Below are 25569 nucleotides of genomic sequence, written 5' to 3' on the forward strand. Positions count from 1 at the left end.
ATGAATGTAATTAAAATGGCTTGTTATTCGATGCTACTTAGCGGTATGTTATCGATGTCCGTTCAAGCGCAAGGCACCAGTTTTACTGCAAAAAAAGGCAAACTTACCGATGACCAATTAAAACGATGGAGTCATCTTGATTTAAGCAAAGACAGCATTCCCGGAATGAGCGTCGATCGTGTCTATGCTGAATTGATTAAAAACAAAAAAAGCAAAAAAGTCATTGTAGGCATCGTTGATTCAGGTGTTGATATCGACCACGAAGATTTAAAAAGTGTCGTTTGGACCAATAAAAAAGAGATTGCAGGAAACGGAATTGATGATGACAAAAATGGTTATATCGATGATGTTCATGGATGGAATTTCTTAGGCGATTCCGGAAATGAAAATTTAGAAATGACCCGTATTTTGAAAAAACCGGACGATGGTTCTGAAGAATACAAAGCCGCCAAAACGGAATACGATAAAATGTATCAGGAAAATCTTCAAGGCAAACAGCAAGTTGATTTTCTTTTTAAATGCAATCAAGCGATTAAAGACTATCTAAAAAAAGACAATTATACACTCGAAGAGTTAAAAGCTATCGAAACTACTGATCCTGCTCTAAGTAAAAACAAGCAAGTGATGACGAGTGTTATTGGTCAAGCTGGTCCGGATTTTAATGAAGGTTTAAATGATTATAAGAATCAAGTTTACGACATGCTTAACTACAACCTCAACAAAGATTTTGACGGCAGAAAAGTATTGGGCGATAATCCTGACAACATGAGCAATATTCATTACGGCAACAATACGGTCTATGGCCCAGACAAAAAAGACGCTTTGCATGGAACACACGTTGCCGGTATCATTGCACAAAGTAGACACAACAATATTGGTGGCGACGGAATAGCTGACAACGTAGAAATCATGGCGGTTCGTGCCGTTCCTAATGGTGATGAATACGACAAAGACATCGCATTAAGCATTCGTTACGCCGTTGATAATGGCGCTAAAGTCATTAATGGAAGTTTCGGAAAAAACTTCTCACCGCACAAACAATGGGTTTATGATGCGATTAAATATGCTGAAAAGAAAGACGTTTTGATTGTTCATGCTGCCGGAAATGATTCAAAAGATATCGATGTGGAAAGCAATTATCCTAACGATTCTGATGACAAAAAAACAGAATTTGCTGACAATGTGATTACCGTTGGTGCTTTAAGCTACAACTACGGAGAAAAGATTGTTGCTCCTTTTTCTAACTACGGAAAACTCAATGTGGATGTGTATGCTCCAGGAATGGAAATCTACGCAACCACGCCAAACAACACCTACAAATACGAACAAGGAACTTCAATGGCATCACCAAATGTAGCTGGAGTTGCGGCATTAATTCGTTCGTACTTTCCGAACTTAACAGCCAAACAAGTGAAATATATCCTGCTGAATTCAGGAACCCCAATTACTGATAAAGTTGTGGTTGGTGGCGATCCAAAAGACATGAGGCCATTTGCCGATTTATCTACTTCAGGGAAAATCGTCAATGCTTACAATGCTTTTAAAATGGCTGAAAAAATGTCGCCAAAGTCCAAAAAACATAAAAAAGTAAGAGGATAAAAACTTCCATTTCCAATATTAAAATAAGCTTGTGAGAAACCAATCCTTTCTTCAAGCTTATTTTTGTTTTATTAAAACCGTAAATTTTATACGATGAAATCATTTTCTTTAATCGCATTGCTTTCTTTATTTTCGACGATTGGTTTTGCACAGCATTCAAATTATTGGCAACAACATGTTGATTATAAAATGAATGTGACTGTAGATGCCAAAGCCTATCAATACAAAGGAAATCAGAAATTAATCTATACGAACAATTCGCCCGATACTTTAAAACGTGTGTTTTATCACTTATACAACAACGCTTTTCAACCCGGAAGCGAAATGGATGCGCGCTTGCAATCAATCGCTGATCCGGACCGCAGAATGGTTAATAAAATAAAAGTGGATGGGAAAGAGGTCAAAGAAAGTCGCATTGCGAATTTGAAACCTAATGAAATAGGCTATCTCAAAATATCGAATTTCAAACAAAATGGCGTTGCTGCTGTAACGAAGGAAGTCGGGACAATACTCGAGGTGACTTTGGTAAAACCGATTTTACCTGGCAAAAAAACAACTTTTACTTTAGATTTCGACGGACAAGTGCCGGTGCAAATCAGACGTTCAGGAAGAAATAATGCTGAAGGCGTCGAATTCTCAATGTCGCAATGGTATCCTAAAATAGCAGAATTTGATTTCGAAGGCTGGCATGCCGATCCGTATATTGCAAGAGAATTTCACGGTGTTTGGGGTAATTTTGATGTCAATATTACAATTGACAAAGATTACATTCTCGGCGGAAGCGGTTATTTGAAAAACAAAAACGACATTGGAAAAGGCTATCAAGATGCAGGCGTAACTGTGACTTATCCGATGAAAACCAAAACGTTGACATGGCATTTCATCGCTCCAAATGTGCATGATTTTACTTGGGCTGCGGACAAGGATTATTTACACGATGTATATCAAATTCCAAATGGAGCCACTTTGCATTTTCTGTATAAAAATAATCCAAAAATTATCGACAATTGGAAAAAGGCGGAACCAGAAACCGCTCGTTTAATGCAATTCTACAACCAAACCGTCGGGAAATATCCTTACAATCAATACTCTGTAATTCAAGGCGGCGATGGCGGAATGGAATATGCAATGTGTACTTTGATTTTAGGTGAAGGCACTTATGACGGACTAATCGGAGTCATCGCTCATGAAATGGCGCACTCGTGGTTTCAACATGTTTTGGCATCAAACGAAAGCAAACACGGTTGGATGGATGAAGGCTTCACTTCATTTTTAGAAGATTTGGGGATGAATGAAATCGCTGAAAAAAAAGTGGAAAACCCACATTCAGGTTCTTATGATGGCTATTATTTTATGGTTAATTCAGGTAAGGAACAACCACAAAGCACGCATTCGGATCGTTATGATTTTAATCAAGTTTACAGCATTACTTCTTACAGCAAAGGCGATATTTTCCTTTCACAAATGATTTATTTGATTGGCCGAGACAATTTGATGAAGACTTTAAAAAGGTATTTTAATGATTTCAAATTCAAACATCCGACACCAAACGACATCAAAAGAACTGCGGAACGTGTTTCGGGTGCCAATCTCGATTGGTACTTAACCGATTGGACGCAAACCACAAACACGATTGATTACGGAATCAAGAACGTGGAAAGCGCTACAGACGGCGTGCAAAGAACTGGAGTTACATTAGAAAGAATTGGTAGAATGCCAATGCCTATTGACATTATGGTAGAATATACCGACGGAACCAAAGAGTCGTTTTACATTCCATTGCGTATGATGAGTTTTGAAAAAGACAACCCAAATCCTACTATCAAAAGAACTGTTTTGCCTGATTGGGCGTGGGCTAATCCTAGTTACTTTTTTGAAATTCCAAAAGCAAAAACTTCGATCAAAAAAATCACGATTGACGAAAGTGGTTTGATGGCGGATGTTAAAAAAGACAACAATACCTATCCCGCAGAAATAAAACCAGAAGTGAAAAAATAAAATAAGGAAAGCCCTCAAAGAATAATACCTTGAGGGCTTTTCAACTTATCCGCTTTATTTATAGCAGTTGCTTCTTCAACTCACGGATAATGCTTATCTTTTTTATATTGTTGTTTCAATCTTACAAAGTAAAATTACAATATAGACAGCCATATCATTTACAGAATTCCGACGTTAAATTATAGAATTTACTTACCTTCTTTTTTAAAAATCGCTTTGTACCTTTGTTGCGTTGTTTTTACAAAACCAAAATGAGATTCACCTATCCAAAACCCGAAAAGCTCAAAAGCAAAAAAACGATTGATTTACTTTTTTCAAAAGGCAAATCGGTCTCAAAATTTCCATTGCGTTTGGTGTATGTTTCATTAGACGAAGAAAAAGAGGCGAAAACAACCGTTGGCGTTTCTGTTTCTAAAAAGCATTTCAAACATGCCGTGGATCGAAATTACTACAAAAGAGTGTTGCGTGAAACCTATCGCTTGAACAAACATTTGCTATTGGATTCGCTCGAAAAACCCTATGGTTTCATGTTGTTTTATCAAACAAGCGATCGATTATCATATCAGGAAATTCATGAAAAAACGATACAATTGTTTGAAAAATTTTCGCTTCAAATACATTCCACATCGAAAGAATAAATTTTTATGCCATTTCAATGACAACGAATTCTTAATTCTCATTGTTTTTCATAGTTAAACTTTTATATTTGAAACCGTTTCGAAGCATCGAAAACCTAAATTGTTAGTAAAACCTATTGCCATGCGTTCAGTTCTTAAAAAGAAATACATCATTCCCGTGGTTGCCAGCTCGTTTTTATTTGTTGGCGTGAGCTTTATTAAAGAAGATTTTTTTGAAGTGGCAAAGCAAATCGAAATTTTCACCACATTATTCAAAGCCGTCAATGCCAATTACGTAGACGAAACCAATCCCGGCGACTTAATGGACAAAGCCATCAAAAGCATGTTGGCCGATTTAGATCCGTATACGAATTACTTCAACGAACAAGACGTCGTTAAATATAAAATCAACAATACCGGAGAATATACCGAAATTGGCGCGTTGATGATTCGAAAAGAAGACAAACTCATCATCAAAGAACCATACAAAAATTTTCCTGCGGATAAAGCTGGACTCAAAGCCGGAGATGAAATTATTCAAATCGGAGATATTGATTTGAAAGATTTTAAAGAAGATGCGTCGCAATTATTAAAAGGTGGAAAAAACACCAAAATCACGGTAAAATATATTCGACAAGGCAAAACGGCAACTGCTGATATCATATTGGGTGAAGTTGAAGTCAAAGCTGTTCCTTTCTTTGGAAAAATTGATGACAAAACCGGATACATCGTGCTCACACAATTTAGTGCCAAAGCAGCATTAGAAACCAAAGAGGCATTAGAACAACTCAAAAAAGATGGTGCTCAAAGAATTGTTTTAGATCTTCGAGGAAATCCCGGTGGTTTGCTCAACGAAGCCGTAAGCATTTGCAATTTATTTGTGCCGAAAAATGAAATCATCGTAACGACGAAATCGAAAATTGAGAAACACAACAACTCCTACAAAACCAACCGCGAGCCGATTGACACCGAAATTCCATTAGCCATTATTGTTGATAGTAAAAGTGCTTCGGCTTCTGAAATTGTTTCGGGCGCCTTACAGGATTTAGACCGCGCCGTGGTTTTAGGCTCGAGAAGTTTTGGAAAAGGATTGGTGCAACGCCCGGTAGATTTAACTTATGGAACGCAAATTAAAATTACGATTTCTAGATATTACACGCCTTCAGGCCGATGCATTCAAGCGCTAGATTATTCGCATAAAGACAAAGACGGACACGCTATTCGAACTACTTCCGACAACTACAATGCTTTCAAAACCAAAAACGGAAGAACAGTTTATGATGGCGGCGGAATTCTTCCTGACGTCGTGATGGATGAAACGAAATTGAGTCCAATTACAGAAAAACTTGTGAAAAATGATGGGATTTTTAATTATGTAACCGACTATTATTACAAACATCCGAATTTGGGAACTACGATTCCAACGATTACTGACACGGATTTTGCGGATTTTAAAGCATTTTTGAAAAAACAAAACTTTAATTTTGACTCCGAATCAGAATTGGCTTTAAAGAATACTTTGGCAGAAGCTAAAAAAGAAAAAATTGACGGCTCGATTTCGGTAGAATACCAACAATTGATGTCGGCCATTCAACGCAGTGAAGAAACACAGTTGAACCAAAATCAAAAAGAAATTAAGAATTTGATTTTAGATGAAATCATCAAAAGATACCAATACAAAGAAGGTTTGTATCAATATTATATCAAAAATAATTCAGAAGTTAAAAAAGCCGTTTCTATACTCGGCAACGCTTCTGAATACAATAAAATATTAAAAAAATAATGATTCGAATTGTAAGGTTTTTACCGTTGTTGCTTTGTGGTTTTTTGTACGCGCAAGAAGAAGTCGTTCAGTCGGTTTATTTCGACTTTGATAAATTTCATTTGGATGAAAAGCAAGGCAACGCTGTGGTTGATTTCATTAAAAACACAGATTCTACGCGCATCGAATCAATTCAAATTTTTGGCTATACTGATGATGTTGGGAAAGATGCTTACAACTTTAAATTGTCGAGCAACAGGGCCAATACGATTAAAGAAAAACTTATTGCAAGTGGCATCAAAAACAAAATTATCGTAACGATTGAAGGTAAAGGCCGCATTCTGATTGACGATGACGTTGTGGAAAATCTTCCTGAGAAAAGATCTAAAAACCGCCGTGTCGATTTGGTGTTGAATTTAAAAGAACTTCCAAAAATTGAAATCCCGGGTTTTTACACCACAATTCAAAAGAAACATATTATTGGCGATCATATTTATCTTGAGAATTTATTGTTCGAACGCGGCAGTAGCAAACTTACTTTCGAGGCCAAAACGCAACTTGATAAAATTGCCAAGCTTTTGTTGAAATACCGCAAACTAGAATTCGAAATTCAAGGCCACGTGTGCTGCACGCCACCCTATCAAAAAGAAGCCATCGATCGCGAAACCAGAAAGCGAAACTTATCATCAAATCGCGCGGAATCGGTTTATAAATATTTGGTTTTTAAGAAAATCCTCAAAACCAGAATGACTTTCAAAGGTTATGGGAATTCTGTTCCTTTAGGGAAAGGTTCTGAATATGATCGTCGTGTAGAGCTGGTGATTACGAAGATTTAATTACGCTTTTTTCATTTGAATATGTGGTATATCATCTTCTAAATACGTTTCGCTCGTTGCCACAAAACCATGACCTTCATAAAATTTTTGCAAATACAACTGCGCTGAAATTGTGATTTTGGTGGTTTTAAAATGCTCTTCAATACCGGCAATCGCTTGCTGCATCAACTCGTGTCCCCATTTTTTATCGCGGTATCGCGTTCCAATAACCACGCGTCCAATCGAAGCTTCGTCAAAATAATCGCCTGCTTGAAAAAGTCGTGCATATGCCACAATTTTAGAATCATATTCGCCAATCAAGTGTAAAGCTTTTCGATCTTTACCATCGATGTCTTGATAAACGCAATTTTGCTCTACTATAAAGACCTCACTGCGCAATTGTAGCAAATCGTATAACTCATCTGTAGTAAGCGCCTCAAAACGCTTTATTTTCCATTCTAAACTCATCGCTGCTTTTTATTTTCTTTTGTGGTAAATTCAATCGATTTGATAATGGCTTCGAGCTCGAACATCAAATCTCTTTTTTCTTTCGACGGATCGTAGCAAAAGCCTTCTAAAACAATGACTCTTCTATTCACTCTATCTAAAATACTGTAATTGATAAACGGTCCGGACATGAAATCATTTTTGAGTTCCCAAGTGCCTTTGGTTTCATAGGCTTCTTTTCCATTAATATTAATGTGAAACAAATACGGCGCATAGGAATCTTCCGTTACCATTTGTGTGTTTCTAGATGTGCCGTGAATGTATAAATTGCCAATAGAGTCTCTGGTTTTGATGATGCTATTGAGTACGTTTCGACTTCCATTTAATCGATACAGTGGAATCTGATAAATTAAAATACTCGTATTCCCACTGGTGATTTCTTTTTTGAGCCAAATGAATTTTCTACGTTCCAAAACATAATTGTAGCCTTTCGGAATATGCAAATCGATTTTGAATTTTCGCTTGATTTTTTTAGTAGTAATTCTCGATGTATCAATAATGCGTTGGTTTTCTTCAATTTCGGTTTGGCGCATTTGAGTGATAATCATCGGCGCATTGGTTTCGATTTGTTCTAAAATACTAGCGGTTGTTTTTCCTGAAATGTGAATGACGTTTTGTGGACTTGCGTATTCGTTTTTTACAATCTCAAATTTATTTTCCGCTTCTTTTTTAATCACAATAATATTACGAGAATTGGTCATAAAACCTTCAAGCAATTTAACCGGATATTGATTGATTGTGAAAAGTGGTTCTTCTTGAGGCAAACCAATAACAGGCGAAGCAAACTTATTTCGAATGCTGTCGCCGACTTCACCATTCCAAAGCTGATCGTCAATAATCACCGAAATTGTGTTGATTTTTCCCGAAGTTTTTTCGGTTTCTCGATTGTGTTTTTTAATGCACGAACCCAGAAATCCTGAAAAAACAAGCACAAAAAAAAGGGCTTTTTTCATAGTGTGAAATAAGCCCTAAATTTATATAGATTTTTTAGATTAACCGTTTATTTTCAACTTCATTCCTGGTTTTAAAGAATTTCCGTTGATGCCGTTCCATTTTTTAATGTCTGAAACCGTAACGCCCGGATATTTTTTAGCTATACTAAAAAGTGAATCTCCTTTTTGAACGTAGTAATGATCTTCTCTTTCGTTTTTAGTGGCTTTCTCTTTTTTAGTGGTTTTTTCCGCTACTGATTGGCTGTTATCAACGATTAGTTTTTTCGCTACAATCAATTTATCGCCCAATTGAATATTGTCATCAGATAAGTCGTTCCATATTTTTAAATCTGAAACTGCCACATTGTTTTTTCTGGCAATTGTTCCCAAATTGTCACCGCGTTGCACAGTATACTCGACATTTCTGATTTCAGTTTTAGGAGCAACTTCTGATTTATCTTCTTTATTAATCGTGATGTCAGCAATTTTAAGTTTGCTTTCCAATTGGATATTATTGCTTTCTAAATTGTTCCATTTTTTCAAATCATCAATCGAAACATTATATTTTTTAGCAATGGTTGACAAATTATCGCCTTGTTCAACCACATAAAAATCTTCAGTCGTTTCCTCTTTTTTAGCTTTTTCATTCGCAGCAATACCTTCAGATTTCACCAATTTCTTAACGGTAGTAACCACTCTTTCATTGGTAATAATTTTTAACTTTTTACCTAACGGAACATTATTGCTTTTAAGTTTATTCCATTTTTTGATATCGCTCATCGCAACACCATACTTGTCTGCAATCTCACCAAGGCTATCGCCTTTTTTCACTTTGTGGGTTTTGGTTACATCTTTAAATGAAACTACTTTTTCTTCCTTATAAACCTTAGGTTCTTTTACTGTAAGTTCAGCCACAGTATTAGAAATTGAATTGATTTTATTGTTAGAAGCAATCGCCGTAGAATCTTCTTTTGGTTTCTTCACGCGAGCGACAACTCTTTCGCTGGTGATAATTTTTAAGTTTCTTCCAAGTGGTGCTTTATTGCTTTTGAGCTTGTTCCATTTTTTGATATCCGACATCGACACATCGTAACGATTGGCAATTTCACTCAAATTATCACCGCGTCTCACTTTGTGAAATTTGGTTTTCGAAACCATATAACTTTGGGTGGTTTCCGAAGAATCGCGAGAAGCCCAAGCTTGTTGAAAACGAGAAAATGGTTTTTCACGTTGGTCAGCTTCGTGTTGAACATAAGCGTAGATTTTATCTTCATTTGAAGTGAAAACCGCGATTTTATCCAATGGTAATCTCAAAAAATGCTTCGTATCAAAATAAGCAGGAATCACATTGAGTTTAAACTGTGGGTTCAACAATTGCAATTGTGCTACCGGAACATCCAACAAATCAGAAATTTGTTTGAACGACATTTGTTTTCTAATCATAATCGTATCGGTAGCGAAATGCTTTACGATAGCGCGATTAGGAACAATACCGTGTTCTTTGTGGTATTCATAAATATACATTGTTGCCAAGAATGCAGGAACATAACCTTGAGTTTCTTGTGGAAGGTATTTTCTGATATTCCAGAAGTTCTGCTGCCCGCCAGATCGTCTGATGGCTTTTGCCACATTGCCCGGACCTGAATTGTAAGATGCCAATACCAAATCCCAATCGCCAAAAATCTTATACATATTGGTCATGTATTGTGCTGCAGCTTCACTGGCTTTTAATGGATCGCTTCGGTCATCAACATAAGAATCGATATTCAAATTGTATTGCTTTCCGGTTTGATACATAAATTGCCAAAGTCCCGTTGCTCCAACTCTTGAAACCGCTTTTGGATTCAAAGCCGATTCTACCACCGCTAAATATTTAATTTCTAACGGAACATTTTGCTTGGCTAAAGCATCTTCAAAAAGTGGGAAGTAATATTCAGAAATCGCCATCAATCTTTCGTAAGCTTTCTTTCTGTTTCTCAAGAATGATTTGATGATGTTTTCAAGACCTTGATTGTATTCGATGTTGAAAGGCGATTTAGAATCCATTTCTTTCAAACGCGCTTTCAATAATTCGGTTGGCAATTCGTATTCAACTTTTTGATCTAAGTTGATGTTTTTGATGTCGCTTTCGAGATCGTTGTATAAATCTAAACTCGTCAATTCTTTCATCCATAAACTGTCAACGCAAGATGCGATGTTGTCTTTGATGAATGTTTTTTTGATAGAATCGAGATACGAAATATTGCTTTGGGGTTTGCTGCTAAAGTCTTGAGCAAAAGCGTGCGCTGCAAAAAGAAGTACCGCCGCTAATGTGATTTTTTTTAATTTCATACTAATATTTTATTGGTTTTCTGTAGGTGGAAAACACTGTGTTTGTTTGTTTGTGATGTGTGCTTGGAGTCGAATTTTAGCCAAACTTCAATCTACAAGTGGCTATTTTTCAAACCATTGCACGCGGCAAAAATAAGAATCTTATAACAAATATAGCTAATCTTATAACTTAAAGTTGTGCTAAATATTGTAAATTTTTGTTTTTCATCGTGTTAATTGTGATTTTAATCGAGAATTGCAGCGATTCCCGGAAGTGTTCTTCCTTCCAGCATTTCGAGCATGGCACCACCACCGGTTGACACGTAACTCATTTTTTCTTCGAGTCCAAATTGTTTTACTGCTGAAACCGAATCGCCACCACCAACAAGTGAAAATGCACCTTTTGACGTAGCTTCTGCAATATAATTTCCAAGTTCAATCGTTCCGTTAGCGAATTTTGGCAATTCAAAAACGCCTAATGGTCCATTCCACAAAATGGTTTTTGATTCGAGAATTACTTTTTTGAAATTTTCTAATGATTTTGGTCCCGCATCCAATCCTTGCCAACCGTCGGGAATCGCATTGACATCAATGATTTGGGTTTGAGCGTCGTTTGAAAAAGCGTTGGCCGCAACCACATCTACTGGAATGTGAATCTGTACACCTTTCTCTTTGGCCAATCGCAAAATTTCTAAAGCCAATTCCTGTTTGTCATCTTCACAAATCGAATCGCCGATTTTTCCGCCTAGCGCTTTGACGAATGTGAAAGTCATTCCGCCGCCGATAATCATGTGGTCGACTTTGTCTAATATATTTTCAATTACTGTGATTTTAGACGATACTTTCGATCCGCCCAAAACGGCAGTTACCGGTTTTTCGCTGTTTTTTAAAACTTTATTCAAGCTTTCAATTTCTTTGGCCAATAAAGTTCCGAAGCATTTGTCGTTCGGGAAAAATTGTGCAATGATTGTTGTTGATGCATGCGCGCGGTGTGCCGTTCCGAAAGCATCATTCACATAAATATCGCCTAACGACGCCAATTCTTTTGAAAACGCTACATCGCCGGCTTCTTCTTCTGCATGAAAACGCAAATTTTCGAGCAATAAAACTTCGCCAGGTTGCAAATTCTTTGAGGCATTTTTAGCAACATCGCCAATGCAATCTTCTGCAAATTTTACAGGAACACCTAAAACTTCCGAAGCAGTTTTTAAAATATGCTTTAAAGAATATTTGGCTTCGACACCTTTTGGTCTGCCGAGATGTGACATTAAAATTACGCTTCCGCCATCGGCAAGAATTTTGTCGATGGTTGGTTTGGCAGCTTCGATTCTGGTGGCATCAGTCACGTGGAAGTTTTCGTCTAAAGGCACGTTGAAATCTACACGGATTAAAGCTCTTTTGTTTTTGAAATTAAAGTCTGCCAGCGTTTTCATGGTTTTGTGAATTTAAAAGTGTGGCGCAAATATACAATTTAAAAAAATTTGAGGCAATCTAAGTTTGGATGGACGTTCAAAAATTAGCCCCGATAGTAGCGGTTATCCTTTTGCGGCGGCGTTCGACGCAAAAGATTGTAGCGTATAGCGGGACTACTGCTTCATACTAAGACGATGTTGGTGCTCCTAATGAATAAACTTTGGCTCTTGACAACTTTCCGTTATATTTGCTCATGCTATTTTCAGAAATTTTAGGACAAGATTATATCAAAAACCATTTGACGACGACTGCGCTTTCGGGACGGATTCCACATGCGCAATTGTTTGTAGGGCCTGAAGGATGTGGTACTTTGGCAATGGCGATTGCTTATGCACAGTTTATTTTGTGCAATAATATTGGCACAGAAAATTCGGGCGGCAATGATGCTTGTAATTTGAAATTTCATTCTTTTTCGCATCCGGATTTGCATTTTGTGTATCCGACGGTGACTACTGAAGAAATTAAAAAAAATCCGAAAAGCTTAGATTTTATAGCAGATTGGCGTTCGTTTCTGACTGAAAACTCATATGGGAGTTTGTTTGATTGGTACCAAATTTTAGGCGTGCAAAATAAGCAAGGTGAAATTCGCGTGGAAGATGCTCAAGAAATTCTAAAGTCATTGGCGCTAAAATCCTACGAAGGCGGTTATAAAATTATGATCATTTGGATGGCGGAAAAAATGAATATTGCGGCCTCGAATAAATTATTGAAATTGCTTGAAGAACCTTTAGATAAAACTTTGTTTATTCTGATTGCCGAAAACGAGGAAGACATTATTCAGACGATTCGTTCGCGTTGTCAGGTGTTGCAATTTAATGCTTTGCCTGAAAAAGTGATTGCCGAAGCATTGGTTTTGCGTCAAAATGTTGATCCGAGAACCGCTTCTAAATTGGCGCATCAATCGCAGGGCAATTATAATAAAGCTGTGCAAGTGCTACAAGAAACCGGTGAAGATGTTGTTTTTGAAAAATGGTTTGTCGATTGGGTTCGCGCTGCTTTTCGTGCCAAAGGCAATGCCGCTGCGATTCAGGATTTGATTGGTTGGAGCGAGCAAATTGCGGGTTTGGGCCGAGAAACACAAAAGAAATTTTTGAGTTATTGCATTGATTTATTTCGTCAGGCTTTGTTGCTCAATTATCAGACGACAAGTTTGGTGTATATGGAACCTAAAATCGAAAAATTTAAACTCGAGAATTTTGCGCCTTTTGTCAATGGCAATAATATCAATGAGATTTTCAAGGAACTTTCAGATGCAATGTATCATATCGAGCGCAACGGCAATGCGAAAATTATTTTAACCGATTTGTCGATCAAACTCACGCGTTTAATTCATAAAAAATAGGCTTATGTTTAATGTTGCTTCTATTTTGATTTTGGCTTTTTTGGCGGTTACTTTCATTCAATCGGGTTATGATAAAGTCATGGATTGGAAGGGTAATGTGGCTTGGCTAAAAGAACATTTTGCCAAAACGCGTTTGAAAAACCAAGTGCCATTAGCGTTATTTCACATTTTGGTGTTGGAATTGATTTCGGGCGTTTTGTGTATTGTTGGCGGTATTCAATTGCTTGTCAATAATGGCAGAGCTTTCGGATTGTATGGTGGTGTTTTCTCATGTATCACTTTGATTATGTTGTTATTCGGACAGCGTTTGGCGAAAGACTATGATGGCGCGAGAACGATTGTGATTTATTTTATTCCGGCTGTTATGGTGGTTTACTGGCTAAGCTAAATCGCTCGCAAAGACGCAGAGCCAAAAAATTTTGATTATTCCACCGGCAGACTTGCCTTAAACATTTTCAATTCATCCCAAGTAAACGTGTCGCCGTATTTTTCTTTGAGCGGATTTAAAGATGCTTCTTCATAACCTTCAAAAGCTTTGGTTAATGCTACAATTTTATCCGGTGGCAATACATCGACAATGTTGATTGATTTGATTTCTATAAGTTTCGCCAAATGCGTGCAGATGGTTTGTTTGGTGAGTTTTCGAATGTTGGCGATTTCGGTAATGGAGTTTTTTTCTTGCCACAATTCGTATGTCACTAGGAAAGTGGATTTCTTTGGTTCTTTTGTTTTGGTGGCTTTTTTAGATGTATATCGTTCTACATCGTATTCATCTTCAATTAACGTGACGTTCGTTGATTTGAATTGCGTTTGAATCGATTCGACTTTATTGATTTTGTAGTTTTTTATCGCAATGGTATTTAGATTTTCTTTCGAAATTTCTCGTCCTTCAACAATGGCTTGAACGAACACTTTGGTTTTCATCAACCGAAGAACAGCTTTGGTTTGTGCTTCTTCTAAAACCAACAATTCTTCGAAAAAGGCTTTTGCTTTTTTAACGCGTTTGACTTCTTCGAGTTTCCAAATAATTTCATGCACGAGGTTGTCTAATGGCAAAAAGAAATAATCGAATGCAGCTTGTACTCTTTCTGAAATGAATTCGAAATTGAATGGTTCCGCGGCAAAAAGTTTGTCTAATTGCGCTGTGAATTTTCTTGCCGGTTCGAGCAATTCGGCCATCGTTTCTGAATTTTTTTTCGCCCAAACAGCGTGTTTTGATTTTTCTGAAACTTCCGATTTTTCGTTATAACTGAATTGATGGTTGCGCCATTCTTGTGCTAAACTTGACCAATCGAACGCTTCTTTTAGAAAATGTTGAATGAATGCTTGGGTTTCTTTTTTCAACGCCAGTTCCAAATCGCATTCGGCCGTTTTATTCGATGCATATTCCATGACTTCCTCATCGTTCGAAATGCCGTTCATACGCAAAGGCGAAAGCAACACCAAGCCTTCTAAAGTACGCAATCGTGATAGCGCCACATACGCTTGTCCGGGAAGAAAAACTTGCGACACATCAACAGCTGCTTTATCGAAAGTTAAACCTTGACTTTTATGCACCGTAATCGCCCAAGCCAATTTGAGTGGATAATGCACGAATGTTCCCAAAACCTCTTCTTCGATTTCCTTGGTCATTTCGTTGACGGTGTATCGTATGTTTTGCCATTCGTATTTTTCTACCGCAATCGATTTGTTTTCTTCGGGAAAGTGCACTAATATTTCTTCATCCGAAAGCGATTCGATGATGCCCATTTTACCATTGAAATACTGTTTATTAAAAGACAAATCATTTTTAACAAACATGACTTGTGCGCCGATTTTCAATTGTAGATTGGCATCAACAGGATAAATTTTTTCGGGAAAATCGCCCACAATTTCGGGTTGATAGGTGACCAATGTCCCTTTCAAATCAATCAAAGATTGTTGGTTGATCGTGTCGGCTTTGGCGTTGTGTGTCGTTAGTGTAATATAACCTTGATTGGATTTTAAATCGAAATTGGGTTGCACATGTGCGTTGAGATGCTGAATGTCTTGCTGTGAAATCTGGTTGTTTCTCAAGTTATTCAAAATCGAAATAAACACATCATCTGATTGGCGGAAAATTTTAGAAAGTTCGATGTATAATGGCGGATTGTTTTGAATGACGTGTGAATGGAAAAAGAATTTTCCGCGGTAGTACTTTTTCAAAATCTGCCATTCTTCGTTTTGCATTACGGGTGGCAATTGCATTAAATCGCCTATGAATAAAACCTGAACGCCACCAAATGGTTTTTTGTTTTTGCGAACGGATTGCATCATAAAATCGATGGCGTCTAATAAATCAGCGCGCAGCATACTGACTTCGTCGATGATTAGCAATTCCATATTTCGGATAACGGCTTTCTTTAAACCGCTCATTTTGAAATTCCTAACCAAAGTGTTTTTGGATTCGAATTTCACAGCATCGGAAAAATGAGGTGTAATGTTATCCGGGATAAATCCGCCGAAAGGCAATTGAAATAATGAATGAATCGTAACTCCGGATGCGTTTAAAGCAGCGATTCCTGTTGGCGCGACCACAACAGTGTTTTTGTGTGTGGTTTTGATGATTTCGCGTAATAATGTGGTTTTTCCTGTTCCGGCTTTTCCGGTTAGAAAAATAGATCGTTGGGTTTGGTTGATGAATTGAAGCGTGAATTTGGCTTCGGCTGTGATGGTTTCCATGTGGCTGATATTGAAATTTTGAAGTAAAAATATTGAAATTTATTTCACATCAGATTTCTACAACAACAAACTCACTTATTGATTGAGCATTTTTTATTGTTGTGCGAATTTTCATAAATAAAAAGAATGGCTAAAATTAATAGGTTTTTTAAATTATTTTTTAGCCTCTTTCTTATCGCCGGATTTATACTTTTCATTCAGCAATTTGACGATTTCTTTGGTGATATCGTATTGGTCTTTTGCGTATAAAATAGAAACCGCTTCTCCGGTTCCGTAGATGTAGTCGTAGCCTTTTTCTTTGCCGTATGTTTTGATGAATTTTTTTACATTTTCTACTAATGAATCCATTTCTACGCCGCTTTCTTGTTGGAGTTGATGCACCATGCCTTCTTGTGCATATCGCAATTCCTGTTCTTTCTTTTGCAATCTTGATCCGTTCTCTTGTGCCCAAGCTTGTCCGTTGGCTTGCGCGTTTTTTTGAAAACTGGAAGCTTCAATTTTAAATTTTGCTACTTCTGCTTCAAGTTCTTTTCCCATCACATCGGACTTTGCCTTATACTTCTCACCAATGTCTTTAGCTTCAGTATATTCTTCTAATAATTTTGACGTGTCGACATAAGCGGTTTTGATTTCTTTTGCTTTGGTTGTAGTAGAATTATTGTTACAAGCTACTATTGAAAATGCAAAAGCAAGAAGTAGTACTAATTTTTTCATGTGATTGGTTTCTAATTAAATTGAATTTTCAAAAGTATTGAATTTTGAGTTAAATTACTTTATCGTTTTGATGATATAAATGTGGGAAGAATATTCTCCCGTTGATTTGGCTTTCCAATTGGATTGTAATCCAATGAAGAAAGCTTTGAGGTAATTCATTCGTCCTGTTTTGTATTTTTCAGAAAGTAAAGCAACATAAAACGCATCAAATAGCATGGGTACTATTTTTACTAAATGAAGGTTTTCTCTTTCAAAAAGAGATTTAATGGATTTCTTGGAAAAATGCCATAAATGTCTTGGTACATCAAAAGCAGCCCAAAAAGAATTATAATATTTAGCGTCGTAAGAGTTGAAATTTGGAACAGCTATTATTATTGTTCCTGAAGGTTTCAGTAATCTTTTGAGTTCTTTAATTTGGTTTTCAATATTGGGAACATGTTCTAAAACGTGCCACATTGTAATGGCATCGATAGAGTGATCTTCAAGTGATGCTGTGTTTTCGGCGAAAGAAACTCCTTTTTTTTGGGCAATCATTTTGGCTTTATCGTTGGGTTCGATTCCGATAATTTGCCAACCATCTTGTTTTGCTACAGCAAGGAAATCGCCCGTTCCTGCACCTATATCTAGAAGAATCCCTTTTGATTCTTGTAGTTGGTTGATGCATTTCAACTTGTTTTTTAAAGCGATTTGCTTCACAAACTGATAGGCTTTTTCAAAAAATGAGCGACTGCCATCGGTATGAGAAATATAATCTTCACTTTCGTAATAAGCTGCTAATTTGTGCTCTTCCGGTTGTGGATACGTGAATACTAAATCGATGGATTCGTCTCGATATAATGTAAATTCTTCTTTTGAAACAGAATGATCTTTAACATTAAGATATGGTTTGTACTTTGAAATATTCATTATTGATTGTAATATTCGTCTTTTAATTTTTTTAAGTAATTGACCGTTATGTTTTGGAAAAGCGAGTCGTCTTTAAGGCAATCTTCATTATTGGAATTAATCATTGAGATGGCAATAAATTTTCTTTGTTGGTCACTTTGATCATTCTGTGGCTCTAAATTGATAACGGAGTAATTGGCGCTATTGAAATATTTTTCAAAGTCAGAATTATCGTAAACTATCATCTTATATTTTATTTTATCAATAACAACCCAATATTCTGTAGCAAAATAATTATCTGATTTAAACTTCATTGAAAGAAACTTCTCAATGGGTAAATTCTTGGTGTTGTTTTCAAAAATAAATGCAGTTAGACCTTCTTTGTTTCCTATTACTTCTTTTCCGTTTGGTACTAAAATATAATCTGGAATTTGAATTGTTGGCTTTCTACTCACACAATTTACCAATAGTATACAAAACAAAAAAAGAACAAGTTTTCCTTTATTTATAGTAGTTGGCAGATGTCGTTTCACGTGGAACATTTACCTTCCCATATAAATTAGCAACACAGAAATGTCGCTTGGTGAAACGCCGCTTATTCTAGAAGCTTGTGATATTGTGACTGGTTTAATGTTGGTCAATTTCTGTTTTGCTTCTATAGACATCGATTTTATTTTATAATAATCAAAGAATTCAGGGATTTTCACATCTTCCAAACGCGTTAATTTATTGGCGTTATTGCGTTCTTTTTCTATGTATCCTGAATACTTTACTTGAATTTCTGCCTGCTCCAAAATCTCTTGATCCAGCTCATTTTCCAACAGGTATGACTTGACCTTATCCAACTTCAACATATCTTCTAAATCAATTTGCGGGCGAGAAAATATCTTAAACATTTTATCGGACTGATTGATTAAAGTCGTTTCTTTTGCTTCCAAAACCGGATTAATTTCATCAATATTCACGCTTGTCTCTTTGAAAAAAGCTACCATTTTATCTGATTCGTTAAACTTATGCTCCATGCGTCTTAATCGCTTTTCAGAAGCCAAACCTATCTCGTGAGACATAGGCGTTAATCTAAAATCAGCATTGTCTTGCCTTAAAAGCGTTCTAAACTCCGCTCTCGAGGTGAACATTCTATAAGGTTCTTCTGTTCCTTTAGTAATTAAGTCGTCTATTAAAACCCCGATGTAGGCTTCGTCTCGCTTTAAAATCAACGGTGCTTGTTCTTTTGTTTTCAAGGCAGCGTTGATTCCTGCCATTAAACCTTGAGAAGCAGCTTCTTCATACCCTGTAGTGCCATTGATTTGACCAGCAAAGTATAGACCTTCAACAAGTTTAGTTTCTAAAGTATGCTTTAGTTGCGTTGGTGGAAAATAGTCGTATTCGATTGCATAACCCGGGCGAAAGAATTTTACCTTTTCAAAACCTACTACAGAACGTAATGCTTTAAATTGAATTTCTTCTGGCAACGATGTAGAAAAACCATTAACATAAACCTCAACAGTATTCCATCCTTCGGGCTCAACAAACAGCTGATGTCTTTCCTTATCTGCAAAACGATTGATTTTATCTTCAATAGATGGGCAATAGCGCGGTCCGATGCTTTTAATTCTTCCGTTGAACATTGGAGAGCGTTCGAAACCCTCACGTAAAATATCATGAACATCCAGCGACGTATAAGTCATGTGACAAGACTTTTGATGAATCAACGGCTTGGTAAGGTCTGAATAGGAAAATTTATCGGGTTTAACGTCGCCCTTTTCTTCATTCATTTTAGAATAATCCAAAGATCTTCCGTCAACTCTTGGTGGTGTTCCGGTTTTCATTCTGCCGGAATCGAAACCCGCATTTACCAAATCTTCTGTAATTCCATATGCCGCACTTTCTCCTGCTCTACCACCTCCAAATTGTTTGTCACCAATATGAATCAAGCCATTAAGAAACGTGCCATTAGTTAAAACAACAGTCTTTGCTTTTATTTCAATCCCTAAAGAAGTTTTAATACCAACTATTTTATGGTCTTTAATCAATAGCCCTTTTACCATTTCTTGATAAAAATCAAGATTAGGTGTTTGCTCTAACATCAATCGCCATTCTTCAGCAAATCGCATTCTATCGCTTTGAACCCTTGGAGACCACATAGCCGGTCCTTTCGACTTGTTAAGCATTTTAAACTGAATCGCCGTTTTGTCAGACACAATTCCCGAGTAACCGCCCAAAGCATCAATTTCCCGAACAATTTGTCCTTTGGCTATTCCACCCATTGCTGGATTACAAGACATTTGAGCAATATTCTGCAAACTCATCGTAACCAATAGGGTTTTACATCCCAAATTGGCAGCAGCAGCGGCAGCTTCAGAACCAGCATGTCCGGCGCCAACTACAATTACATCATATACATCTTGAAACATCTTAATACTTTATTTTTTTTGTTCCACGTGAAACAATTTCATCTTTTCATCTTCTTTCGAACGCATTAAAGCCTCGTCTTCTTTCGACTTATCTTTATATCCACAATAATGAAGCACTCCGTGCACCATAACTCTTTTCAATTCTTCATCAAAAGAAACATTAAAATCAGTGGCGTTTTCACGAATTCTTTCAATAGATACATAAATATCTCCATGTAGTTCATTTCCTACAGAATAATCAAAACTAATAATGTCGGTTAAAGTATCGTGATTAAGATATTGCTGATTAATTTCTAACAAATAATCGTCATCGCAAAAGATATAATTAATCTCACCTTCCTTCTTATTCTCAGATACAATGACTTCAGATAACCATTTAGAAAATGTTTTGTGTTTGGGTAATTTAAAATCCGTTTCGTAATTAAAACTAATCATTGCTTTTAAAATATTCTTGAACCTTCTGGTTGAAATTGGAGCGCAAAGGTAAGCTTTGTCTATTTAAAATTTCAACACTATTGAGATATTGTTGCAGGCTAGACGGCAAGACATTACTTTTATTAGAAAACTCCTTAGCATTCGTTTCCGATTGCCTTTTCTTGTCCTCGCCTTGTTGCTGGATCGCTTTTTGAAGTTTTAATAATTCATATTTTAAATTCAAAGCCTTTTGCAAAGTTTCATTATTAAATCCTTTATTCAATAATTGCTTTTCTATCTGCTTCATCTGATCGATGGCGTTTTGACCATTGCCACCCATGCCTTGCTTATCTAACTCGTTTTGTAAAGCATCTCGCAACTGCTTTTGTTCTTTATAAATCTCCATGATTGCTTTTGCATCTCCTTCGCCATCTTCATTGCTTTCTCCACTCTGACTGTTGCCGTCTCCTCCTCCGTTTTTACCATCTTTTCCTGATTTTCCTTTTTCACCTTCACCTGGTTTGTTTCCTTCACCTGGCTTATTTCCCTCGCCGGGTTTCTTACCGTCACCTGGCTTTTTACCTTCTCCAGGTTTGTCTCCGGGCTTATCCCCTTTTTTCATACCGTCTTTCATTTTTTCACCAAGACCTTCTTGCTTTTTAATAATATCCGGCAACTGCATCCCCATTCCTTGGCCTTGACCAGGCTTTGGTTTTCCCATTCCCATTCCAGACAAAGACATTTGCATATTATTCAAAATATCGCTTAAAAAATCCGCCAATTTATTAGCTGATGAAATAGTATACTGCTGGTGCGACAATCCTTTCGGTATTTGAGCTTCAACCAAACTCTCTAAAGCTTTATCGATGTTATAATGTACGTTACCTATTTCTTCTGTGATATTTTCTGCCATCTTCGGATTTCTCAATGACATAGCAAATAAGCTATCATCAACATGCTTGAATTGCTGTTTTAAATTCTGTTGGATTTTTAGGTTTTTATTAAATGACGGCGAACCTCTTTTCAAACCTTTAAATTGCCCCATCACTTCCTCTTGAGAAAAAGAAAATGCCAACAAATTATCCAGAATTTGACGCAACATTTTCACATCTTCTTCTATTTGTTCCATCTCAGAACTTTGCATGCCTTCATCCATTTTCATGGACATTTCCTTCATTTTCTTAGCAGCGCTTTTCTGTTTTGGCTTGGCTTTATCTTTCTTTTCTTTTTGCAATTCTTCGGATGCTTTTTTCAAATCCTCATCTATGCTTTTCTCTTTTTCAGCATCATTCGGAATATCTATAGGCGATTTCAATTCTTTATTTTCCTTTTGCAAATCTTTTAAATCTTCCTGTATTTTATCAAACTCTTTATTAATTTCGTTCTGCTTTTCAGTAGAATTTTCTTTTTCATTCTCCGATAATTTATCTTGCTTTTCTGCAAGTTTATCCAGTTTATCCGCCAATTGCTCTGCTTTCTTTTCTACATAATATTTCTTGGTCAGTTCAACCAATTGCTCTAAATTCTTAGTCTGATTTTTACTGTTTTGCTTGAACTTATCAAGCTTTTCCATGAGTTCTTCATTCTTGATTTTGTCATTCAATGCTTTCAATTCGTCAAGCAGCTTTTGATTTTTCTCCAAGTCTTTATCCGCTTTTTCCAAACGCTTTTGCAACTCTTCTTTAAACTCGTCCTTTTTATCGGTTTTGAATTTATCAAGATTCTCTTTCATTTTCTCCGCAAACTCTTTCATCATCGCGTCTTGCTGCTTCTGACGATTGATAAACTCATTAACTTTCTGTTGGTCTTTAAACTCTAAATTGTCTTTTTCTTTCCCTGCTTTTTGCAATTTTTCGATTTCAGAAATTTGCTTATCCTGATTCTTCAATGATTTCTCCAAACCATTAATGCTATTGTTTTGTTGCTGTAATACCTGGTCTTCTTTTTCTACATCAGTAACAATACGGTTTGAAAAAACTGAAGATTTTGTGCTTTTAAAATGATGCACCACATCATTGTCAAAAACTTCAAAATAATATTCATATGTAATACCTTGGTCCACGGGCAATGTACTCGGAAAAGAAAATACAAACTGATCATAAATATCTTTCTTCACGGCAATAATCCCTCTCTTAGCAGTATTCGGCTTGTCTTTCTCATAATAAACAACTTGAAGCTTAGACAATCCATAATCATCCGAAACTTGGCCAATTACATACGTTTTCTCTGTTTTTAAACTATCCGGCGCATGATCTACATTGATCGTTGGAAATTGATCTTTAATCACGGAAATCTGATAATTGAGCTTCTCGTAGTTCTTTACTTTTTCGTTAGAAGTCAATATTTGATAATCGGTATTTTGAAAAATAGATTTCGACAATGAAAACGTATTCTCATTTTTAGAAAACGGCGTCAATGATTTCATATCCGACCACTCGACATTTTGCGTAGCTTGTGTATTAATTTTCCACGAAACCGTTGTGCCTTCCGGAATAATAGCATTTCCAGAACCTTTGATTGTTTCAGATTTTTTATTCAAATAAGACGGAAAATTCAAATGCATTTCGAAGTTAGCAATCGAAGGAACTGTAATCACTTTCAATTCATATTCAGATGAAGTCACTGCATTCGCTTCGACATGGAAATCAATATTAGCAATAGGTTTCGAGAATTTGTATTGAAATTCACCCGGCTTCACCGATTCCATAAAATAACTTTCATCATTAATAAAAATCATCACATTTTCAGGAACAATTTTTCCTTTGGTATGCAACAACAGTATGAAGTCTTTATTCTGTTCGGTTTGCAATGCAGGATTTACAATCACAAATTCAAACGGTGCGGGCGGAATAAACTGTTCTTTATAATGTACCACACGATTGAAACTTTGCGAAATCATATTGCTATTGCCCGATAGATAAAAGAAGGCAAAGAATAAAAGCGGCAACAACGCCAATGGCAGGTATTTTTTATTGGCATTAAAATTAATTGCACTTCCAAACGGAATCGGCTGCAACGTATTGACTTTCTGGTCTATCGATGCTAAAAGCAATTCCGATTGATTATCATCTGAAGCCAATTGAAGAAAATTCGTCAACTTATCGCTGACTTCCGAAAAGTGATTTCCAATAATGATAGAAGCTTCCTGATAATCAATTCCTTTTTGGATTTTAAACAACTTGAAAACCGGAAAGACAATATAGCGAACTAGTAAAAACAATTCAACACCGACGAAAACCCAGAACAAGATCGTTCTTCCCATCGGTTTAAGCCAAAGGAAATACTCGAGGAAAAGCGTAAACAAGAAGTACAACAATCCTAAGCCCACAAAGAATAACACGCCGCGAATCAATTCGTTGGTGTAGTATTTTTTGATAAAAATTTCTAACTTTTGGTAAATTACATTGGAAGATTTCAATAGTGCAAGTTTTTTTATTCTAACCGCTAAAAGTACGATTTTATCTGAATGCGAAAACGTTAAAAAAATTCCAAAGTTTCCGGGCTTCAAATCGATGCTAAAAATCTAGAAATCCAACAATCTAACTTACTATCTTTGCACAAAATTTTTAAAATGTCGAAACCAGTTCGCGTGCGCTTTGCACCCAGTCCAACCGGACCTTTACACATTGGCGGTGTTCGTACCGCATTATTCAATTACCTGTTTGCTAAAAAACACAACGGCGTTTTCTTTCTCAGAATTGAAGATACCGACCAAAATCGTTTCGTTCCCGGAGCCGAACAATATATTTTTGAAGCGTTAGATTGGCTAGGAATTGCACCAAGTGAAACTGTTGGAAAGAATGAAAAATTCGGTCCATACCGACAATCTGAAAGAAAACATTTATACAAACAATACGCGGATCAACTCATCAATTCGGGAAATGCGTACTATGCTTTCGATACTGCTGAAGCGCTAGATTTCCATAGAAAACAGCATGAGGAACAAAGCAAAACATTCATCTACAATTGGCACAATCGTGAAAAGCTTGACACTTCGTTGGTGATATCAAAAGAAGAAACAGACAAGAGAATTGCCAACGGTGAAGATTTCGTCATCCGTTTTAAAACACCCGTTGATGAAACTTTGCATCTGCATGATATCATTCGCGGCGATATTCAATTCGAAACCAATCTTTTAGATGATAAGGTCTTGTTCAAAAGCGATGGCATGCCAACGTATCATTTGGCCAATATCGTTGACGATCATTTGATGGAAACTTCACACGTAATCCGTGGCGAAGAATGGTTGCCATCGATGCCATTGCACGTTTTATTATACCGATCGTTCGGTTGGGAAGCACCTGAATTTGCGCATTTACCATTAATCTTAAAACCTATTGGAAACGGTAAATTATCGAAACGCGACGGCGATAAATTAGGTTTTCCTGTGTTTCCATTAGAATGGAAAACTGAAGAAGGCATTTCGTCCGGCTATCGTGAAAAGGGGTTTTTCCCTGAAGCTGTTATTAATTTCTTAGCTCTATTAGGTTGGAATGACGGCACGGATAAAGAATTATTTTCACTGGATGAACTCGTAGATGCTTTCGATTTGAACCGCGTACATAAATCAGGCGCCAAATTCGATCCTGAAAAAAATAAATGGTTTAACCATCAATATCTGCAACAGCAAAGCAACGCGAGTCTTGTGAAAAGTTATGCTGCGGTTTTAACTGAAAAAGGAATTACAGTTGCCAGTGATAAACTTGAGCTTCTGGTTTCAATGATCAAAGAACGCGCGCATTTCGTTTCTGAATTCTGGGAACTTAGTGATTTATTTTTCAAGGCGCCAAATTCATACGATGAAAAAGCAGCCAAAAACTGGAATGCCGACACGCCAAGATTATTACAAGAATTGATTTCGGTATTAGAAAATGTCGGTGATTTCTCTTCATCAAACATAGAAACCATTGTCAAAGATTGGATGACGAAAAACGAAATCGGTATGGGAAAAGTCATGCAGCCTTTTCGATTGAGTTTGGTCGGTGCACTCAAAGGTCCGCATTTATTCGACATTGCGGCTTGGATCGGAAAAGCCGAAACCATCAAACGTTTGGAAGCCGCTATCGAAAAGTTATAATAAAAAAAGT

General features: G+C 36.7%; 19 protein-coding genes. 8 read left to right on the forward strand and 11 right to left on the reverse strand.

Features of this window, described 5'->3' with window-relative positions:
* From RMO03_RS12750 to RMO03_RS12770, 5 genes are all read left to right on the forward strand, one after another.
* Complete coding sequence (locus RMO03_RS12750; RefSeq protein WP_309642487.1) at nucleotides 1-1599, forward strand: S8 family peptidase; 1599 nt, start codon at nucleotides 1-3, stop codon at nucleotides 1597-1599.
* A 93-nt stretch (nucleotides 1600-1692) separates the two neighbouring features.
* On the forward strand, nucleotides 1693-3597 hold the full coding sequence (locus tag RMO03_RS12755) for a M1 family metallopeptidase (protein ID WP_309642488.1): 1905 nt from the start codon (nucleotides 1693-1695) through the stop codon (nucleotides 3595-3597).
* A 251-nt stretch (nucleotides 3598-3848) separates the two neighbouring features.
* Nucleotides 3849-4235: a ribonuclease P protein component gene (rnpA, locus tag RMO03_RS12760; protein WP_309642489.1), complete on the forward strand. Its 387-nt coding sequence runs from the start codon at nucleotides 3849-3851 to the stop codon at nucleotides 4233-4235.
* Between the two features lie 121 nt (nucleotides 4236-4356).
* Entirely contained in the window at nucleotides 4357-5997 is a 1641-nt protein-coding gene (locus tag RMO03_RS12765; RefSeq protein WP_309642490.1) for a S41 family peptidase, read from the forward strand.
* Nucleotides 5997-6812, forward strand: a complete 816-nt coding sequence (locus RMO03_RS12770; RefSeq protein ID WP_309642491.1) for an OmpA family protein — start codon at nucleotides 5997-5999, stop codon at nucleotides 6810-6812. Before RMO03_RS12765 ends, RMO03_RS12770 begins: the two co-directional genes overlap by 1 nt.
* On the opposite strand, the gene RMO03_RS12775 is transcribed toward RMO03_RS12770, so the two are convergent.
* From RMO03_RS12775 to RMO03_RS12790, 4 genes are all read right to left on the reverse strand, one after another.
* Nucleotides 6813-7259 carry a GNAT family N-acetyltransferase gene (locus tag RMO03_RS12775; protein ID WP_309642492.1) on the reverse strand — a complete coding sequence of 149 codons (447 nt, stop codon included), beginning with the start codon at nucleotides 7257-7259 and terminating at the stop codon, nucleotides 6813-6815. It abuts the gene before it with no gap.
* Nucleotides 7256-8251 (reverse strand): DUF4837 family protein, encoded by a 996-nt coding sequence (locus RMO03_RS12780; RefSeq protein WP_309642493.1) that lies wholly within the window; start codon nucleotides 8249-8251, stop codon nucleotides 7256-7258. The genes RMO03_RS12775 and RMO03_RS12780 overlap by 4 nt, the downstream gene beginning before the upstream one ends.
* A gap of 39 nt (nucleotides 8252-8290) precedes the next feature.
* Entirely contained in the window at nucleotides 8291-10561 is a 2271-nt protein-coding gene (locus RMO03_RS12785) for a LysM peptidoglycan-binding domain-containing protein (protein ID WP_309642494.1), read from the reverse strand.
* Between the two features lie 224 nt (nucleotides 10562-10785).
* Entirely contained in the window at nucleotides 10786-11973 is a 1188-nt protein-coding gene (locus tag RMO03_RS12790; RefSeq protein WP_309642495.1) for a phosphoglycerate kinase, read from the reverse strand.
* A 233-nt stretch (nucleotides 11974-12206) separates the two neighbouring features.
* On the opposite strand from RMO03_RS12790, the gene RMO03_RS12795 reads away from it, so the two are divergent.
* Nucleotides 12207-13355 (forward strand): DNA polymerase III subunit delta', encoded by a 1149-nt coding sequence (locus tag RMO03_RS12795; protein ID WP_309642496.1) that lies wholly within the window; start codon nucleotides 12207-12209, stop codon nucleotides 13353-13355.
* Between the two features lie 4 nt (nucleotides 13356-13359).
* Nucleotides 13360-13743, forward strand: a complete 384-nt coding sequence (locus RMO03_RS12800; protein ID WP_309642497.1) for a DoxX family membrane protein — start codon at nucleotides 13360-13362, stop codon at nucleotides 13741-13743.
* Between the two features lie 35 nt (nucleotides 13744-13778).
* Here RMO03_RS12800 and RMO03_RS12805 read toward each other — a convergent pair whose 3' ends face one another.
* The 7 genes from RMO03_RS12805 to RMO03_RS12835 form a co-directional block, all read right to left on the reverse strand.
* Nucleotides 13779-16055 (reverse strand): helix-turn-helix domain-containing protein, encoded by a 2277-nt coding sequence (locus tag RMO03_RS12805; protein ID WP_309642498.1) that lies wholly within the window; start codon nucleotides 16053-16055, stop codon nucleotides 13779-13781.
* A 153-nt stretch (nucleotides 16056-16208) separates the two neighbouring features.
* Nucleotides 16209-16769, reverse strand: coding sequence for an OmpH family outer membrane protein (locus RMO03_RS12810; RefSeq protein ID WP_309642499.1), 561 nt, complete (start codon nucleotides 16767-16769; stop codon nucleotides 16209-16211).
* A gap of 54 nt (nucleotides 16770-16823) precedes the next feature.
* On the reverse strand, nucleotides 16824-17675 hold the full coding sequence (locus RMO03_RS12815; protein WP_309642500.1) for a class I SAM-dependent methyltransferase: 852 nt from the start codon (nucleotides 17673-17675) through the stop codon (nucleotides 16824-16826).
* Nucleotides 17675-18109 (reverse strand): hypothetical protein, encoded by a 435-nt coding sequence (locus tag RMO03_RS12820; RefSeq protein WP_309642501.1) that lies wholly within the window; start codon nucleotides 18107-18109, stop codon nucleotides 17675-17677. The genes RMO03_RS12815 and RMO03_RS12820 overlap by 1 nt, the downstream gene beginning before the upstream one ends.
* Nucleotides 18110-18196: 87 nt before the next feature.
* Nucleotides 18197-20068 (reverse strand): tRNA uridine-5-carboxymethylaminomethyl(34) synthesis enzyme MnmG, encoded by a 1872-nt coding sequence (gene mnmG / locus RMO03_RS12825; protein ID WP_309642502.1) that lies wholly within the window; start codon nucleotides 20066-20068, stop codon nucleotides 18197-18199.
* 9 nt (nucleotides 20069-20077) lie between these two features.
* The gene (ybeY, locus tag RMO03_RS12830) at nucleotides 20078-20503 is read right to left on the reverse strand and encodes an rRNA maturation RNase YbeY (RefSeq protein WP_309642503.1); all 426 of its coding nucleotides are present in this window, start codon (nucleotides 20501-20503) and stop codon (nucleotides 20078-20080) included.
* Complete coding sequence (locus RMO03_RS12835; RefSeq protein WP_309642504.1) at nucleotides 20496-23900, reverse strand: DUF4175 family protein; 3405 nt, start codon at nucleotides 23898-23900, stop codon at nucleotides 20496-20498. Before RMO03_RS12835 ends, ybeY begins: the two co-directional genes overlap by 8 nt.
* 153 nt (nucleotides 23901-24053) lie before the next feature.
* Between RMO03_RS12835 and gltX the strand changes: the two genes are divergently transcribed.
* Nucleotides 24054-25559, forward strand: a complete 1506-nt coding sequence (gene gltX / locus RMO03_RS12840) for a glutamate--tRNA ligase (RefSeq protein WP_309642505.1) — start codon at nucleotides 24054-24056, stop codon at nucleotides 25557-25559.
* The last annotated feature ends 10 nt before the right edge of the window (nucleotides 25560-25569 follow it).

The organism is Flavobacterium sp., assembly GCF_031411595.1.
Classification (GTDB): Bacteria; Bacteroidota; Bacteroidia; order Flavobacteriales; family Flavobacteriaceae; genus Flavobacterium.